General features: G+C 55.6%; 16 protein-coding genes. 10 read left to right on the top strand and 6 right to left on the bottom strand.

Annotated features, from left to right (window positions below):
• Nucleotides 1–50 precede the first annotated feature (50 nt).
• Entirely contained in the window at nucleotides 51–686 is a 636-nt protein-coding gene (locus tag ACX5K5_RS12130; RefSeq protein WP_096257014.1) for a redox-sensing transcriptional repressor Rex, read from the top strand.
• Nucleotides 687–774: 88 nt separating this feature from the next.
• Here ACX5K5_RS12130 and ACX5K5_RS12125 read toward each other — a convergent pair whose 3' ends face one another.
• A complete protein-coding gene (locus tag ACX5K5_RS12125) occupies nucleotides 775–1,530 on the bottom strand; it encodes a hypothetical protein (protein ID WP_096257013.1) in 756 nt (251 codons plus the stop codon).
• A 184-nt stretch (nucleotides 1,531–1,714) separates the two neighbouring features.
• Here ACX5K5_RS12125 and ACX5K5_RS12120 point away from each other — a divergent pair, with 184 nt between their 5' ends.
• Genes ACX5K5_RS12120 through ccsB form a run of 5 tightly spaced genes read left to right on the top strand, consistent with a single transcriptional unit; the run spans nucleotide 1,715 to nucleotide 6,464 of the window.
• Nucleotides 1,715–2,377, top strand: a complete 663-nt coding sequence (locus tag ACX5K5_RS12120) for a histidine phosphatase family protein (protein WP_459174440.1) — start codon at nucleotides 1,715–1,717, stop codon at nucleotides 2,375–2,377.
• A gap of 5 nt (nucleotides 2,378–2,382) precedes the next feature.
• Nucleotides 2,383–3,006 carry a TlpA family protein disulfide reductase gene (locus ACX5K5_RS12115; protein WP_096257011.1) on the top strand — a complete coding sequence of 208 codons (624 nt, stop codon included), beginning with the start codon at nucleotides 2,383–2,385 and terminating at the stop codon, nucleotides 3,004–3,006.
• Complete coding sequence (locus ACX5K5_RS12110) at nucleotides 3,003–3,773, top strand: cytochrome c biogenesis CcdA family protein (protein ID WP_382411967.1); 771 nt, start codon at nucleotides 3,003–3,005, stop codon at nucleotides 3,771–3,773. Before ACX5K5_RS12115 ends, ACX5K5_RS12110 begins: the two co-directional genes overlap by 4 nt.
• Nucleotides 3,773–5,401 carry a cytochrome c biogenesis protein ResB gene (gene resB, locus ACX5K5_RS12105; protein WP_096257010.1) on the top strand — a complete coding sequence of 543 codons (1,629 nt, stop codon included), beginning with the start codon at nucleotides 3,773–3,775 and terminating at the stop codon, nucleotides 5,399–5,401. The genes ACX5K5_RS12110 and resB overlap by 1 nt, the downstream gene beginning before the upstream one ends.
• The gene (ccsB, locus tag ACX5K5_RS12100) at nucleotides 5,394–6,464 is read left to right on the top strand and encodes a c-type cytochrome biogenesis protein CcsB (RefSeq protein WP_459174439.1); all 1,071 of its coding nucleotides are present in this window, start codon (nucleotides 5,394–5,396) and stop codon (nucleotides 6,462–6,464) included. The genes resB and ccsB overlap by 8 nt, the downstream gene beginning before the upstream one ends.
• A 248-nt stretch (nucleotides 6,465–6,712) precedes the next feature.
• On the opposite strand, the gene ACX5K5_RS12095 is transcribed toward ccsB, so the two are convergent.
• Nucleotides 6,713–7,105, bottom strand: coding sequence for a PLD nuclease N-terminal domain-containing protein (locus tag ACX5K5_RS12095; protein WP_096257008.1), 393 nt, complete (start codon nucleotides 7,103–7,105; stop codon nucleotides 6,713–6,715).
• A gap of 53 nt (nucleotides 7,106–7,158) precedes the next feature.
• Here ACX5K5_RS12095 and ACX5K5_RS12090 point away from each other — a divergent pair, with 53 nt between their 5' ends.
• Entirely contained in the window at nucleotides 7,159–7,440 is a 282-nt protein-coding gene (locus ACX5K5_RS12090) for a DUF4229 domain-containing protein (RefSeq protein WP_096257007.1), read from the top strand.
• 40 nt (nucleotides 7,441–7,480) lie between these two features.
• Here ACX5K5_RS12090 and ACX5K5_RS12085 read toward each other — a convergent pair whose 3' ends face one another.
• The 3 genes from ACX5K5_RS12085 to ACX5K5_RS12075 all read right to left on the bottom strand — a co-directional run bounded on the left by ACX5K5_RS12085 (nucleotide 7,481) and on the right by ACX5K5_RS12075 (nucleotide 10,552).
• On the bottom strand, nucleotides 7,481–8,365 hold the full coding sequence (locus tag ACX5K5_RS12085) for a 1,4-dihydroxy-2-naphthoate polyprenyltransferase (protein WP_096257006.1): 885 nt from the start codon (nucleotides 8,363–8,365) through the stop codon (nucleotides 7,481–7,483).
• Between the two features lie 76 nt (nucleotides 8,366–8,441).
• Complete coding sequence (locus ACX5K5_RS12080; RefSeq protein WP_443448429.1) at nucleotides 8,442–9,569, bottom strand: AMP-binding protein; 1,128 nt, start codon at nucleotides 9,567–9,569, stop codon at nucleotides 8,442–8,444.
• A 20-nt stretch (nucleotides 9,570–9,589) separates the two neighbouring features.
• Complete coding sequence (locus tag ACX5K5_RS12075; protein ID WP_188685173.1) at nucleotides 9,590–10,552, bottom strand: 1,4-dihydroxy-2-naphthoyl-CoA synthase; 963 nt, start codon at nucleotides 10,550–10,552, stop codon at nucleotides 9,590–9,592.
• Between the two features lie 185 nt (nucleotides 10,553–10,737).
• Here ACX5K5_RS12075 and ACX5K5_RS12070 point away from each other — a divergent pair, with 185 nt between their 5' ends.
• Complete coding sequence (locus ACX5K5_RS12070) at nucleotides 10,738–12,183, top strand: amino acid permease (RefSeq protein WP_443445042.1); 1,446 nt, start codon at nucleotides 10,738–10,740, stop codon at nucleotides 12,181–12,183.
• An 86-nt stretch (nucleotides 12,184–12,269) separates the two neighbouring features.
• Here ACX5K5_RS12070 and ACX5K5_RS12065 read toward each other — a convergent pair whose 3' ends face one another.
• Nucleotides 12,270–13,703, bottom strand: a complete 1,434-nt coding sequence (locus tag ACX5K5_RS12065; protein WP_096257003.1) for an MFS transporter — start codon at nucleotides 13,701–13,703, stop codon at nucleotides 12,270–12,272.
• Nucleotides 13,704–14,096: 393 nt separating this feature from the next.
• Between ACX5K5_RS12065 and ACX5K5_RS12060 the strand changes: the two genes are divergently transcribed.
• Nucleotides 14,097–15,320 carry a thiolase family protein gene (locus tag ACX5K5_RS12060; protein WP_188685171.1) on the top strand — a complete coding sequence of 408 codons (1,224 nt, stop codon included), beginning with the start codon at nucleotides 14,097–14,099 and terminating at the stop codon, nucleotides 15,318–15,320.
• A gap of 3 nt (nucleotides 15,321–15,323) precedes the next feature.
• Nucleotides 15,324–16,118: an enoyl-CoA hydratase/isomerase family protein gene (locus tag ACX5K5_RS12055; protein ID WP_096257002.1), complete on the top strand. Its 795-nt coding sequence runs from the start codon at nucleotides 15,324–15,326 to the stop codon at nucleotides 16,116–16,118.
• The last annotated feature ends 4 nt before the right edge of the window (nucleotides 16,119–16,122 follow it).

The raw sequence follows: 16,122 nt of genomic DNA, 5'->3' as shown, positions 1-16,122 counted from the left end.
GACCCCAGAGACATGTCCTGCGCTCACAAAACCTGTTCGAACTGCTGCTCATGACTGAGCCTGAGCCGCGGGTATTGCCCGAAGCAACATTGACCCGATTGACCCAATACCTGCGCGCCCTGAACGCATTCGAAGCGCAAGGCACCGAACGCACGAGTTCTGGTGTGCTGGCCAAAGAAGCCGGCGTTAATCCGGCGATTCTGCGTAAAGATCTCTCACTGCTTGGGTCCTATGGAACCCGCGGCGTGGGATATGTGGTGACCGAACTGGCCGAACATATCAACCGGACGCTGGGATTGACCAAGGACTGGCGGGTAGCCATCCTTGGTGCAGGTAACCTGGGACGCGCCTTGAGCGGTTATGCCGGCTTTGCCAGTCGTGGATTCAAGGTCCGAGCAATTCTTGATACGTCTACGAACTTAATCGGCAGTGGCGTCGGAGATCTTGTGGTTGAGCCAATTGGCACCCTGGGCGAGGTGATCCGCCGAGAACAAATCAATATTGCGGTTCTCGCCGTTCCGGGGGAGGCCGCCCAAGAATTGATTGATGCACTGGCAGCGCATGGGGTGAAGTCGGTACTCAGCTTCGCTCCTCGCCCCTTGCGAATTCCCGCTGGGATGATTGTGCGCCGCGTGGATCTGTCAACCGAATTACAGATTCTGGCCTATCACGCGGTTCAAAGCTAAAGGCGAAGCCTAAAGAAACAACCTAGGTCACGACTTCTGAGAAGTCGTGACCTAGGTTGTTAAGGCTGAATCAGAATGCCCGTACGGCTTAGCGGTAACCGGCGCGGCGGGCCATGCGGCGCGCAACGATGTACTTCGAGGACTCAGGCAACCAAGCAAAAACTACGCCCCCGATACCGAGCAGCACACTGAGGGTGAATACCACGTTGACCATCATGGTGTCCGAGGAGTTCGCGTACATGCTGATCATTGGCAGGTACATCAGCAAACTGATGATCGAAAGAACAGCAAAGATGGTGGCGATAATACGCATCGCGCCGACGCCACGACCAACAAAAAAACCGACCAAGAAGTAAGCCAGCAAGCTGATAATCATACCAACGATGGTGAAGCTGGTCATCGATGAGGAGATCTGAGCCATAAATGCGTCGGGATTGGCGAGCATTTTTTCAAGCTCTGCATTGACTGCGGGGTCGCTGTTCGTCTCCATCGAGGCACGCATCTGCTCTTCAAATAGCGTCCACTGAGAAGTGATGACGTTACCAATGAGATTGGTGCTGTTGATGAGCCAGCTTGATGCGGCGTTAAACACTCCGGCGAGCATGATCAATATAAACGCGATCTGCAGCGTTTTGGGACGCTCGGTCGGTGGTTGCACCGGTGCGTATCCACCTTGCTGCGGATACTGCTGGAACTGTGGGGGCTGCTGTTGCCCCGCATTTTGGCCATAAGGGTTGGGCTGACTGCCGTATGGATTCTCGCCGTAAGGGCTCGGGTTCGAATTTCCGGAGCCCGCCGCAGGGTTGTACGGCTGGCCCGGCTGGTTTGGATCGTTGGTGCTCATAACCATCCTTTGCATGTTGCTGAGCTATCAAATTTCTCTATCTTCTAGCCTAGTTGGTGGCGATTGTGATCAGGCCCTCCGAAAGGATGGTTTTTTGATATGGGAATCCCATGCGGATGCTGTGAATACTTGATCGTGGCCACAATTTTCATCTTTTAGGTTGATTGTTTGAGAGACTGTAACCATGCCAGTTTCAACCGTTCATTTGTTGCGCCACGGGGAAGTTCTCAACCCGGACCGCGTGTTGTATGGCCGCATCCCAGGATTCGGACTGTCCGAACTGGGATTCCAGATGGCAGACCGCGCCGGAGAATACTTCGCCAAGCGGCAGACCGAAGGCGCAAACGTAGTTCGTTTAGTCGCCTCCCCGCTAATCCGGGCCCAGCAGACCGCGCAACCAACCGCGCAGGCACTGGACTTACCAATCATCACCGATGAACGAGTCATCGAAGCCGGAAACAGGTTTGAAGGTTTAGCGCAGATGAAGTCGCAGCTGAAAAACCCGCGCTATTGGCCGCTACTGTGTAACCCACTGAGACCCTCGTGGGGTGAACCTTATGTGGAGCAGGTTGCTCGAATGCGCCTGGCCATGGACGAACAACGCCACGCTGCCCTCGCCGAACACGGAGATGGTGCAGAAATCATCATCGTCAGCCACCAGCTGCCTATCTGGGTTACCCGCCGTGACGCAGAAGGCAAACGTCTTTTCCACGATCCGCGAGCACGCGAATGCACGTTGACCTCAATTACCAGTTTTGAATTTGACGGAGACGAACTTCGCTCCGTGAACTACACCGAACCGAGCCCAGACCTGCTGGCTGGCGCGGCGAACATCCCTGGAGCTTAAAGTTGATGAATGAGTCCTCACAGAATCCTCGCTTCCTAAATCGACGCACCATTTTGCGCTCGATGTTGGTTGCTGCGGTCGCTGTGCCACTGGCCGCCTGCACGGTCACCGAGGATCCGCTTGCTAAACAGGCGCGCTCCGGAGACAACAAGAACTACATTGCCGGCGACGGCGCCGTGGAAGAATACACGGTCGAAAAACGTACCGAGCCAATCGAGATCAACTCCAAAACCTACCAAGGCACCACCGTTGATCTCAGCGCGATGCGCGGCAAACCAGTGGTCATCAACTTTTGGTACGCTGCCTGCGCCCCGTGCCGCATCGAAGCACCACATCTGAAAGAGCTATCCGAAGAATTTGGTGACAAGGTTCCATTTATCGGGGTCAACGTCCGTGACGAAGCCGAAGCATCACAAGCCTTTGAACGCAGCTTTGAGATCCCCTACGAGTCGATTCAAGACACCGATGGCCAGATTCAGCTGGCAATGACCAAGTATGTTCCGTTACAGGCGGTACCTTCCACCCTGGTACTTGACCGTAAGGGACGAGTCCGTGCCCGTGTTATCGGCGCGGTTGACCCTAGGATCCTGAAGACACTGATCGATACAGCACTCACCGAAGAATTGTGAGCAACCTGTTGACTACGTCGAATCCCTTTGCCGACATTGTGCTGGACGGCTCTTTGCTGTTGGCCGCGCCGGTGGCTTTATTAGCGGGTCTCGTTTCATTCCTATCTCCCTGTGTACTTCCGTTGGTCCCCGGATATCTTGGCTACGTCACTGGGCTGACCGGCGCTGACTTACGCGAACACCGCCGTGGGCGGGTACTACTTGGAGTGCTGCTCTTTGTCCTTGGATTCTCGGTGGTTTTCATCGCCATCGGAGTACTTTTTAGCCAGGCCGCTGCTTGGTTGAGATTTGAAGGTGCCTGGGTGACCCAGGTATTGGGCCTTGTAGTGGTCATTATGGGTGTCGTCTTCATGGGCGGTATTTCATGGTTGCAACGTGACCGCAAGATTCACCGGAAGCCTCCGGCGGGCCTGTGGGGAGCACCAATTTTGGGGTTCACCTTCGGGCTTGGCTGGGCCCCCTGCATTGGTCCTACGCTCAGTGCCGTACTGATCATGTCGACAGGAACCGATCCGAATGTGGGTCGTGGAACGTTATTAACCGCGTTTTATTGTTTGGGATTGGGGCTTCCCTTTATTGGGATTGCCCTAGGACTACAGCGTGGCATGCGGGCGCTGGCGTTCTTCCGCCGCCACCAACTGCTGGTCATGCGTTTGGGTGGCGGAATGCTGATTCTGCTTGGTGTGGTCATGATGACCGGGCTTTGGGGAAGCTGGGTCGCAGAACTACAAAACTGGTTTGCCAATGAAGTGAGGTTGCCGATTTAATGGCGAAAAATAAACGCACTGCTAAAGGCCGCAGCGATGCACCAGCCTTGGGCTTGCTTGGGTCCCTACGGTGGATCTGGACGCAACTGACCTCCATGCCGACGGCGCTCTTCTTGCTGCTGCTGCTCGCGGTCGCAGCAGTTCCAGGATCAATCTTCCCGCAGCGTTCAATGAACCCGGAGACCGTCAACGAATACCTGGAAAATAACCCGGTCACCGGCCCCTGGCTTGACCGGTTCCAGCTTTTTGATGTGTATTCTTCCGCGTGGTTCTCAGCGATTTATATCTTGCTGTTTATCTCGTTGGTCGGTTGTATTATTCCGCGGGTGAAAAAGCATGCGCAAGCCTTGCGTACCCCTCCGCCACGTACCCCTTCCAGGCTTGACCGTCTGCCCCAGTACACCTCCCTGTCGCTGGTTGAAAATGAAGTAGATACTCCCAGCGATGATGAAGTCATCGATGATGCCTACAAGGTGCTGCGTAAACGTGGTTACCGAGTCGAACGTCGCTCCGATGCGACCGGTCGTTCGGTGGCCGCAGAGCGTGGCTACACTCGTGAAATTGGAAACCTAACCTTCCACATTTCGCTGATCGGTGTGCTTCTTTCGGTAGCTATTGGTGGCGCCTTCGGTTACAGCGGACAGCGAGTCATCGTGGAGGGGGAGACCTTTGTGAACTCCCTCGTTTCCTATGACGCGTTCACCCCTGGGACAAATTTTGATGCCGAGAATCTCACGCCGTACTCGGTGAAGCTCAACAAATTCGACATTGTTTTTGACCGTGAGTCCGAGACCCACTTTGGCCAGCCGTTGGACTTCACCGCCCATGTGGAAACCCGGCGTTCAGCCGATGCGGAGCCTGTCGAAGAAGACATCAAGGTGAACCATCCGCTACGCATTAACGGTGCCGATGTCTACCTAGTAGGTAACGGCTATGCACCGGTAGTGACCGTCAAGGACGGCAATGGCGATGTGGCTTTCTCCGGACCGGTAGTTTCCGTTCCGCAAGACTCGGTGTATACCTCGATGATGGTGATCAAGGCTCCGGACGCGAAACCAGAACAGTTGGGATTCCAAGGATTCTTGTTGCCCACCGCACTGGTGGATGAAACAGGGTTTGGTATTTCAGGTGACCCGAACGCGATCAATCCGCAGCTGCACCTGAACTCCTTTGCCGGAAATTTGGGTCTGGACGACGGGGTACCGCAGAACGTCTACGTGCTTGATACCGACAACCTCACCGAGGTGAACTCACGGAAACTAGACGCCGGTGGCATCGTGTTGGAAGCCGGACAGACCTATGAGCTCCCCGACGGCAAGGGCAGTATCACCTTCAATGATCTGAAGCGCTATATCGCCGTTGACGTGAATTATGATCCGAGTAAAACACCGATCGCCATCTTCGCGTTTTTGGCTCTGGCCGGACTGGCAGTTTCGCTGTTCACCCCGCGTCGTCGCGTCTGGGTGAAGCTGAAGAATGACAATGGCCAGCGCAGTGTCGAATACGCGCTGTTGGCCCGCGGCGAGGATCCACGTCTTGAACGTGAGTCCACAGAATTGCACAATATCTTTGATAGCAAGTGGCCATTGGCCAGTCAGAAGCAGGACCAAGGAGAAGTAAATGCCTAACGGCTCAAATCTCGCGCCAATCAACGAAACACTGGGCAATTACAGCCAGCTGTTTATGTTGCTTTCGGCCTTTGTCTATATGGTTGCCTTCATCCTCTTCGCACTTGATCTGGCCAAGAGTAACAAGACCATCAGTGAAATTGATGCGGCAGCGCTTAAACGTGACTCCGAAATGCTGGTGGGTGCGGCAACCACCTCGGTGTCGGCAGCACGAAGTCCCAAGCGTGGGGCGCCCGCCCCACGAGCGGACAACGTAAGCGAAGACGTTGTCAACGACAAGATGAACTACACCGAACACTCTTCGAACCGAAATATGGCTCGAATTGCCTTGGTACTCACCTGGCTTGGTGTGGCCATGCATGGTTTCGCGGTCATCGCCCGCGGTGTGGCAGCGCACCGTGTGCCTTGGGGCAATATGTACGAATTCCTCTCCACCGGCGCATGGGTGGTCGCGGTGGTTTACCTGGTAGTGCTGTTCTTCAAGGACCTGCGCTTCATGGGTAGCTTCATCATCGGTCTAGTGACCTTGATGCTCTGCGGTGCAACGATTGGCTTCCCAACCCCCTTGGGCCATCTGGTGCCAGCCTTGCAGAGCCCATGGATCGTCATCCACGTATCTATCGCGGTTTTTGCCTCGGCACTGTTCTCCATCAGCTTTGCCATGAACGTTCTGCAACTGATCCAGCACTCGCGCATGAACAAGATTGCAAGCGGTCTACCGGACAAGCTTCCATTCATGCGTCTGGTTCCTGGCGCCGGTGCTTTGGAAAACTTCGCCTACCGCATCAACACCATCGCATTCGTGATGTGGACCTTCACCGTCATGGCAGGAGCTATTTGGGCAGAAGCTGCCTGGGGCCGCTACTGGGGCTGGGATCCAAAGGAAGTCTGGTCATTCGTGATTTGGGTGGTCTACGCGGGCTACCTGCACGCACGTGCCACCGGCGGCTGGACCGGTCCTCGCTCGGCCTGGTTGTCCATCATCGGCTACGGCTGCGTGATCTTCAACTTCACCATCGTGAACATCTTCTTCAACGGACTGCACTCCTACGCCGGAGTCTAAAGTCTGCTCGATTAGAGTTCTAGAGATCCCCGAGGGAAAAGCCTGACTGGCTTATCCCTCGGGGATCTTTTCTTTCCCGCCTAGTAGGGGGACCCGCGTGCACTTATCGTCCGGCTCGTAAGAGGCCCGACCTACGGACGAGATACCTTCGATGGCTTAGATACGTGGGTGCCTGCGTGAAACGGCCTTTAAAAGCCTTGTAGGGCCCGGCGTATGCCGGGCCCTACAAGGTGACGAAGCCAAAGGTTCTAAAGATCTTTGGGCTGAGTATCTGAGTCGTCCGAAGAATTATCCTTCTTCGGCTTCTTCTTATCGTCTTCTTTTCGTTTGAGTTCTTCCTCACGTGCCTTCAGCTCAGACTCACGCTGTTGCTGGCGACGCCAGATTTCAAGTTGACGCAAGAAATCCTCGTCGTCATCTGGGGCGCTTTGTTTGTTAGCGGGGCCAGATGAAGCGGCCTGTGGGCGCCCTAGAACAAACCACAAACCCGCCCCGATCAGGGGAAGCACGATGATAATGATGATCCATGCCGTCTTAGGCAAGGAGCGTACCCGATGTCGTTCGGTGCGAGCACACTCGATCAATGTATAGATCATGAGTGCCACCGAAATGAGTGCAGCAAAGATAATAAAGCGGACCATGACTCTAGTCTAGTGACAATCTGGCTCACAGGTTCATCGGTAGACTTTAACGTATGCAGTTTCTGAAATATTCGGTGATTCGGTTGGGCTTGTTTCTCGTTGTCTTCTTGGCACTGTGGAAACTGATGCTCTGGCCGATCTTCACCGCAGGCCTCATTGCCCTGGTAATCGCTTTTGCCGTGACCTATTTGTTCTTTAACAAATTACGTCTGGCAGCCAATGATGACGCACGCAAGGCGTTCGCCAAAACCTCAGCGTCGAAGACCGATTCTCAGCTGGCCGAAGAAGCCATCGAGGACGCTTACGATGAAAAACTCCGTTCAGACGACAAATAAAAAAGAAGCCTTCCAAATTCAAAATTGGAAGGCTTCTTCGTTATAGCCAGGTGTTCAGCACGATGGCTAAGGTAAAAAGCACGGCATAAACCACGTTGACGATGCCGGTCTGTTTGAGCACCACAACCAGCTTCGGTAGCGACTGCTCGCGAAGCATCACCCAGCTCGGTGCCGCGGCCGGAACGAAGGTCAGCAGGATCAGCCACATCCACGGATTAGATCCGGTCAATAGCAGTGGCAGGACGATGGCGACACTGAGCATCAGCACATAGCTCAGGCGAGCCAGCTGCTCGCCTAGACGCACCGCCAGCGTGATTTTTCCAACCTCACTATCGGTGGGAATATCTCGAACGTTATTTGCCATGAGCAAGGCACAGCCAATAAAGCCGGTGCCGATGGCACCGAGCAGTGCCGCGAACGTGAGCTGACCACTTTGGGTATAAGTGGTTCCCAACGTGGCAACCAGACCAAAGAAAATGAACACGTACACGTCGCCCCAGCCACGGTAACCGTAAGGGTTCTTCCCTCCGGTGTAACCCCATGCGGCGAAAATCGCGGCCACACCGACTAAGAGCAGTGGCCAAGTTGAGGAAAGTATTACTAGCAGCAGGCCGAAGATCGCGGCGAGCCCGAAGCACCCAAAAGCGGCATTTCGTACCTGTGTGGGAGTGGCTAGCTTGGAACCGGTCAAACGCACCGGACCGACGCGTTCATCATCGGTCCCGCGGATTCCATCTGAGTAGTCATTAGAGTAGTTCACGCCGACTTGGAGCAGCAGCCCTACTAAGAGGGCGAGCACAAAACGGAACCAGGAGACTTGGCCAGTCTGACCCACTGCAGCCGCGGTGCCGATGACTACCGGGGCAATAACGATGGGTAGGGTGCGCAGGCGCGCGCCAGCGACCCATTGGGAAAGCGTTGCCACTTCTCGTTCCTTTCGGCGTGGATAAAAAACTCGTACCCTCTAGTTTCCCGCGAAACCACGGGCAAGGCGAATCGGATCAGTGTGTGGCGAGCAGTGCAGCCAGAATTTTACGCCGATCAAATTTCCCGTTAGGCAATTGGGGAAGCCCCGCCGGGTAGTGCTGTACATATTTGGGTACCGCAGCTGAACCAATAGTTTGGCGCACAGCGTCGAATGCTTCTGCCGTATTTGTGGGGCCTGAATAGGCCAAACCTACACTTTGACCCCATTGCGCGTCGGGGACCGGCAGGATCAGGCACTGCGTGAAGAACTCATCTAGCAGCCCCTCAATCTTCCCTGCGGAAAGTTTGACGCCGCCGGTATTAATCACATCGTCGATACGCCCTGCAATTTCTAAACGATTTCCACGCACGGTGCCTAGATCATCGGTCAGATACCAACGCGACCCCTCATGAAGGATAAAGTGCTCGGCAGTAGCTTCGGGATTATTTGCATAACCATCGGCAAGCATTGGGCCGGAGACCATAATCCTGCCTTCACGTTCGGCAAGTTTGACCCCTGGAAGCGCGGTGCCGTTGTACACCAAACCGCCGGAGGTCTCTGAAGAGCCGTAGGTTTGGAAAATTTTCAAACCTAGATGACGTGAATTCTGGAGCAGGTCTTTGCTGGCACGCGCCCCGCCAAGCAGAATCGCATCAAATCGTTTCAACGCCGCCACCGTGCGTGGCTCTGGGTTGTCGAGCAACCGCGCCAATTGGGTGGGAACCAGCGAGGTCAGCCGGCGGCTCTCCACCATTTGTTCGGCCGCGTCCACGAATTTCTCCGCGGAGAAGCTACCGGATAGGTCCATACTCACCGGGTTGGTGCCGGCGAACAGCGAACGGGTGAGCACGCTGAGCCCGGCCACGTAGTGCACCGGTAAAGCCAGCAGCCATTGCCCCTCGAACCCTAGATATTCGGCGGTGGCTTGAGCGCTAGCTGCCATGGCTGTCAGGCTCAGCACCGTGCGCTTAGCCCGGCCGGTTGACCCGGAGGTGCGGACCACCACCATGGTCTGTGCAAAGCCCGGTAGGTCTTCGTCACGCAGATGTTTGATCTGCACGCCATCAGCTGACGCGGGATCCGCGAACACTTCTATTGCGGGCCCGGAGTCATTGGCGTTAGCGGCCAAAGATTGCAACAGGACATGGTGGGGTGCCAGCATACGAAGAACTTCTCCTTGGCTTAGAAGTAGTACGGGTGGTTGGACCAGTCTGGGTCGCGCTTAGCTAAGAACGCGTCGCGGCCTTCCACCGCTTCGTCGGTCATATAGGCCATGCGGGTAGCTTCTCCAGCAAAGACCTGCTGACCGGCCAGTCCGTCATCGGCGAGGTTAAACGCAAACTTCAGCATTCGGATGGCCTGCGGGGACTGCTTGGCAATATCGGCTGCGTATTCCAGCGCCACTTCTTCCAGTCGCTCGTGTGGAACTGACTCGTTCACCGCGCCCATGCGCACCATGTCATCTGCCGAGTATTCGCGGGCCAGGAAGAAAATCTCGCGGGCGGTCTTCTGACCCACCTGGCGGGCTAGTAAGGCCGAGCCGTAGCCGGCATCAAATGAACCAACCGTGGCATCGGTCTGCTTGAATTTTCCATGCTCAGTGGACGCGATGCTCAGGTCAGAGACCACGTGCAAGGAGTGTCCGCCACCGGCTGCCCACCCATTGACCACACACACTACGACCTTTGGCATGGTGCGCATCAGGCGTTGGACTTCTAAGATGTGCAGACGTCCGGCACGGGCTGGATCAATGGATTCGCCGGTCTCACCTTCGGCGTAACGGTAGCCGTCACGTCCACGGATACGCTGATCTCCGCCGGAGCAGAAGGCGTGTCCACCGTCCTTCGGGGAAGGTCCGTTACCGGTGAGCAAGACCGTAGCCACGTTACTGGTCATGCGTGCATGATCCATTGCGCGGTAAAGCTCATCTACGGTGTGCGGACGGAAAGCATTGCGTACCTCTGGACGGTCAAAGGCGATACGTACCGTCGGCAGGTCACGGACAATCGTTCCGGCTTCATCACGTTCAACCTGACGGTGGTAGGTGATGTCGGTGAAATCGAACCCTTCGACAACGCGCCAACGCACGGGATCAAAAATGTCGGAGACCTTTTCGGGCAGGACTGAATTATTTTGGCTACTCACTCTCTAAATGCTAGTCCAACGCTCACGGAACTTAGCGTAGGCGTCCGCAGCCGGCGATAGTGAGCAATGATCTCTCACCTCAATGATTGGTGCTTTGCGGTCAGATGGGAGTAAATTTGCCCCGTGCCTTCCGCCAACGTGTAGTAGCTGGCAAGTGAAGGTCCTATTTTCAGGAGTGTAGTTAAGTGTCGTCAAGCCAGCACCAGCAGGGCACAAAAAACGCTGAGATTAGTTCCGAAGGTTATAAGAAAACTCTGGGCCGCCGACATGTGCAAATGATTGCCATTGGCGGAGCTATCGGGGTGGGCCTGTTTATGGGCTCTGGCGGACGACTTGCGTCTACCGGGCCTGCACTGATCTTCTCCTACGCCTTAGCTGGTGGTATCGCCTACCTGCTGATGCGCGCCTTAGGCGAGCTGATCATGTACCGGCAAACCTCTGGTTCCTTTGTGTCTTACGCCGGGGAACTTTTTGGTCCCAAGGGTGCCTTTATTTCGGGTTGGATGTACGTGCTGAACTGGGTGATGACCGGAATCGCGGAGCTGGTCGCGATCGGGCTGTACTTCCAATACTTTTTCCCACAGCTTCCGGTGGAAGTTTCGGCAATATGTGCGCTGGCAATGCTGGTGGCAATTAACCTGTTCAGCGCCAAAGCCTTTGCAGAATTCGAATTTTGGGCAGCTTTTATCAAGGTCACCGCGATCTTGTTGTTCCTCGCCGTAGGCACCTACATGGTGGTGACCAATGCGCAGGTGGGGGAGCACACCGCCTCGGTCTCTAATCTTTTTATTGGTAATGAAAACGGCGAGGGCGGCATGTTCCCGCGTGGTTTCTTCGTTTCCATCCTGGTGCTGAACTCGGTGATCTTCGCCTACAACGCCATTGAACTGGTGGGTATTGCCGCCGGAGAGATGGAAAATCCGGAGAAAGAGGTGCCTTCGGCAATTCGCGCGGTGGTCTTTAGAATTCTCGTTTTCTACATCGGTAGCGTCAGCTTGCTCGCGATGGTCTTGCCGTGGAATGAATATGAGGCTGGGGTCAGCCCGTTCGTGACGGTATTCGACAAGATGGGCCTAGGCTGGATTGGTTCGGTGATGAACCTCGTGGTGATCACCGCTGCACTATCCTCATGTAATTCGGGGCTGTATTCTATTGGTCGAATCTTGCGCACCATGAGCGGCAACGGTCACGCACCACAGTGGTTATCCAAGATGAACAAACGTTTTGTCCCGTCCACAGGAATTCTCACCGTAGGCGTGATCTACCTGCTCGGTGTGGTGCTTAACGTCTGGCTTGGTGGCACTTTCGCCTTCGACCTGGCTCTGAACACCGCATCAATCGGGGTGCTGTTTACCTGGGCGACGATTTTCGCCTGCCAGCTGATGCTACGTAAGAAAAAGGGAAAGATCTCAAAACTACCCATGCCTGGTGCACCGGTGACCGGATGGATTGGTCTGGTGTCCTTGGTGATCATTACCGCGCTGATTGCCTTTGACACCTTGACCGGTGACGACGGCGAGGTCTTCCCTATCGGGCTTTACACCATTGCGGCCATCCCGGTGTTTGCGATCCTGTTGTTTATTGGATGGAAATTTGTTGGCAAGAAAGCCAACGGCCCGGTTGATTTCTAGGATCTACTCTTCGGCAGATAAAGCTAGGGGCTTGGGTCCCGCCAGCGATGGCGGAAACCAAGCCCCTAATTTTGTGTCGGTGTTGCTTACTTTTGCTCGGTAGTCTTTTCATCCGCCGAGACGGTGGCCAGAATACCGGTATCCAGAGCATCTGGAATGTCGGTGCCGCGCAAGGAAGCACCAGCGGTTTCCGGCATGAAACGGATCGCGATGAAACCGATCACACAGGCGATCATCATGTAAACCGCCGGGAAGAGCAGGAACCCGGAAGCATCAATTGCCGCCTCGTTCACAATGGCCGCGGTACCACCGAAGATCGCCGTGGACACGTTGTAGGTGATGGCGAACCCGGCGAAACGTACGTGGGATGGGAACATCGCTGGGAAAGTCGCGGTAATCGTTGCCAACTGCGGAATGTACAACAAACCGAGGACGGCGAAGCCAACAATCGCCCACAAAAAGCTTTGGCCCATCAGCCAGAACATTGGCAGTGCGAAGACAAAGAGCCCAATCACCGAGGTGTACCACATGGGTTTTCGGCCGACCTTATCCGAGAGCGAACCGGCAAACGGGATCACCGCCATCATCGCCACCTCACCGATGAGGATGGTGGCCAGAGAAGCACTTGGGGCCAAACCGATCTGCGTTTCCAGGTAGGTGGGCATGTAGCTGAGCAACGTGTAGTTCACGACGTTCAACGCGATCACCAAGCCACTCATCACCAGCATGGGGCGCCAGTAGTCAACGATGAGCTGCTTGAGCGTTCCACCTTCTTGAGTTTCTCCGGCTGCTTCCATCTCCTGGAACACCGGAGTGTCCTCGAGTTTGCTACGTAGGTAGAGGCCAATGAGGCCCATTGGAAGTGCGAGGAAGAATGGAATACGCCAGCCGAAGTCCATCATCGCTTGCTCGCCGAGAATCACCTGCAAGAACAGCATCACCGCGGTACCGAGGGCGAAACCGCCCAAGGTGCCAAATTCAAGGAATGAGCCAAAGAAGCCACGCTTTTTATCCGGGGCATACTCGGCCATAAAGGTGGCTGCGCCACCGTACTCGCCACCGGTGGAGAAACCCTGGACCATGCGAAGCAAGATCAGTAGCACCGGAGCGACAACGCCAATAGATGCATACGTTGGCAGCACACCGATGAGGAATGTTGCCAGCGACATCATGATGATTGTCAGTGCCAGGATCTTCTTACGTCCGAGCTTGTCGCCCAGTGGACCCCAGACTAGCCCGCCTAGCGGGCGAACGAGGAAGGAAAGCGCAAACGTGGCCAGAGCCATGAGCGTTCCACCCTCGGTGGGGAAGAAGTGTGCGGTGATATAGGTGACCGCCACGGCGTAAACGCCATAGTCGAACCATTCGGTCATATTACCCATGGCCGAGGCTGCGGTGGCTTTACGCACTTCTCTTCGTCCATCGGCGGTGGTCATATCGGGGCCGATATCGTGACTGAGATCAGGAGTGAAATGATCGGTAGATTGATTACTGTTTTGGTTGCTGTTTCCCGGTGGCATGAGTGCTCCGTAACTCTTCAGCTTTCCGTCGACCAGATGCCCAAAGCCTTCCGAACTACATGGCCTTGGTGACGGTCCACGATCTGGAATTTCCCCCAGAGTCGGTCAGTTACCAAAGATTACGTTAGTGTCATTCGAGATTCAACCTCCTGACATGGATATCTGCCCGCAGTGGATATTTATAGGAAGCAGAAAAAGCTTTGAAGTGAGCAATTTAGGCCATTACCGACGTAGCTTTCTTGACGCTGAGCGAACATTTCTGTGATTCTATTAGTGAACGAATGGTCGGTAAGTTAGCGTGGTGGGTGTCACTGCGCCAGTACGGATAGCTTTCCGGGTACGTTTGGCGCGAAAGAGATGCCAGAACTGAACCCGGAGTACGAAGGAGTAATCATGGCTGAAGCATTCTTGGTGGGCGGAAAACGCACCCCGGTTGGTCGTTACGGTGGAGCGTTGAGCGGGGTTCGGCCCGATGATCTGGCCGCCCTCACCATCCGCCAGCTCATCGAAGATGCCGGCATTGATCCGGCCATGGTTGACGAAGTGATCTTTGGCAACGCCAATGGTGCAGGCGAAGAAAATCGCAACGTGGCCCGCATGGGCTGGCTGCTTGCCGGATTCCCCGACAGCGTTCCAGGGATCACCGTGAACCGACTCTGCGCCTCAGGCATGAGTGCTATTACGATGGCCAGTCACATGGTCAAATCCGGTGCCGCAGACATCGTTGTGGCAGGCGGTGTGGAATCTATGTCCCGTGCCCCCTGGGTTATGGAGAAGCCTGACAAGGCGTTCGCTAAGCCCGGTGCGGTATTCGACACTTCCATCGGCTGGCGCTTCACCAACCCAAGTTTCCTCTCCGGTGAATTATCCCGCGACGGTAAGGCCACCTTCTCGATGCCGGAAACCGCCGAGGAAGTTGCCCGCGTTTACAACATCTCCCGTGAAGCGGCAGACGAATTCGCCGTGCAGTCCCACACGAAGGCCATCAATGCCATCGAAGCCGGACGCTTTAAGGACGAAATCGTTGCGGTGACCGTCAAAACCCGCAAGGGTGAAACTGTGGTGGACACCGACGAAGGGCCACGCCCCGGCACCAGCATGGACGTACTTTCCGCGCTGCGCCCAGTGGTCAAGGGTGGAACAGTGGTGACCGCTGGAAACGCCTCCACACTCAACGACGGCGCCTCGGCAATCCTCGTTGTCTCCGAACGTGCCATCGAACGTTTTGGCCTGAAGCCCCGCGCCCGCATTATTGACGGACAGGCAGCTGGCCTGGCCCAAGAAATCATGGGTATGGGCCCGGTTCCTTCCACCAACAAGGTGCTTGACCGTGCCGGCCTGTCCATCGGGGATATCGGCGCCATGGAAATCAACGAGGCCTTCTCCTCACAGTCCTTGGCAAGTATGAGCGAACTTGGGGTGAATCCTGAGATTGTGAACCGTGACGGTGGAGCGATTGCACTGGGTCACCCGCTGGGCTCTAGTGGTTCGCGTATTGTGATCACCTTGCTTGGCCGAATGGAACGCGAACTGACCGGTGCCCAGCGCAAGCTCGGTGTCGCCACGATGTGCGTCGGTGTCGGCCAGGGAACCGCACTGCTGATCGAGGGTGTCTAACCCATGACCATGAATGCTAGTGACTTTAGTACCCTGAAGATTTCAGAAAGCAGTGACCGGCTCTGGGTTAGACTCCACCGCCCAGAGGTGCGCAACGCCATCGACCAGCAGATGGTCGATGAGCTACACGCGGTATGTAGCTATCTGGAGCGTGTTCCTAAGATTCTCATCTTGGCTGGAACCCCAGGGCAAGCTCCAACCAAGGACAAACCGAAAGGTTCCAAGGGAATCTTTGCCTCTGGTGCAGATATCGCGCAATTGCGTGAACGCCGTCGCGATGATGCACTGGCCGGGATCAACTCCTCGATCTTTGACCGGATCGCAAAGCTGCCCATGCCGGTGATCGCCGCCCTCGATGGGTACGCACTAGGTGGGGGAGCCGAGCTGGCTTACGCCGCAGACTTCCGTTTGGGTACCGAGGCACTACGCATGGGCAACCCGGAAACTAACCTGGGTATTATGGCCGCGGCCGGAGCAACCTGGCGGTTGAAGGAACTAGTTGGCGAGCCAGTGGCCAAGGAGATCCTGCTAGCAGGCAAGGTACTTACCGGCAGCGAATGCTTAGCCGTAGGACTGATTACCGAGCTACACGACGCAGCAGAGCTGGACACGGCGGTGGATGCACTAGCCGACCGGATCGGTGCACAAGATCCCTTGGCGGTACGGATTACCAAGGCGGTCTTCCACTCTCCACGTGAAGTTCACCCGGTCATCGACACGCTCGCGCAGGGCATGCTCTTTGAGTCCCAAGCAAAATTTGACCGGATGCAATCGTTCCTTGACCGAAAGAAGAAGTAAGCAC

Source organism: Glutamicibacter bergerei (assembly GCF_054495185.1).
This window is presented reverse-complemented; position numbering and strand designations above follow the sequence as displayed.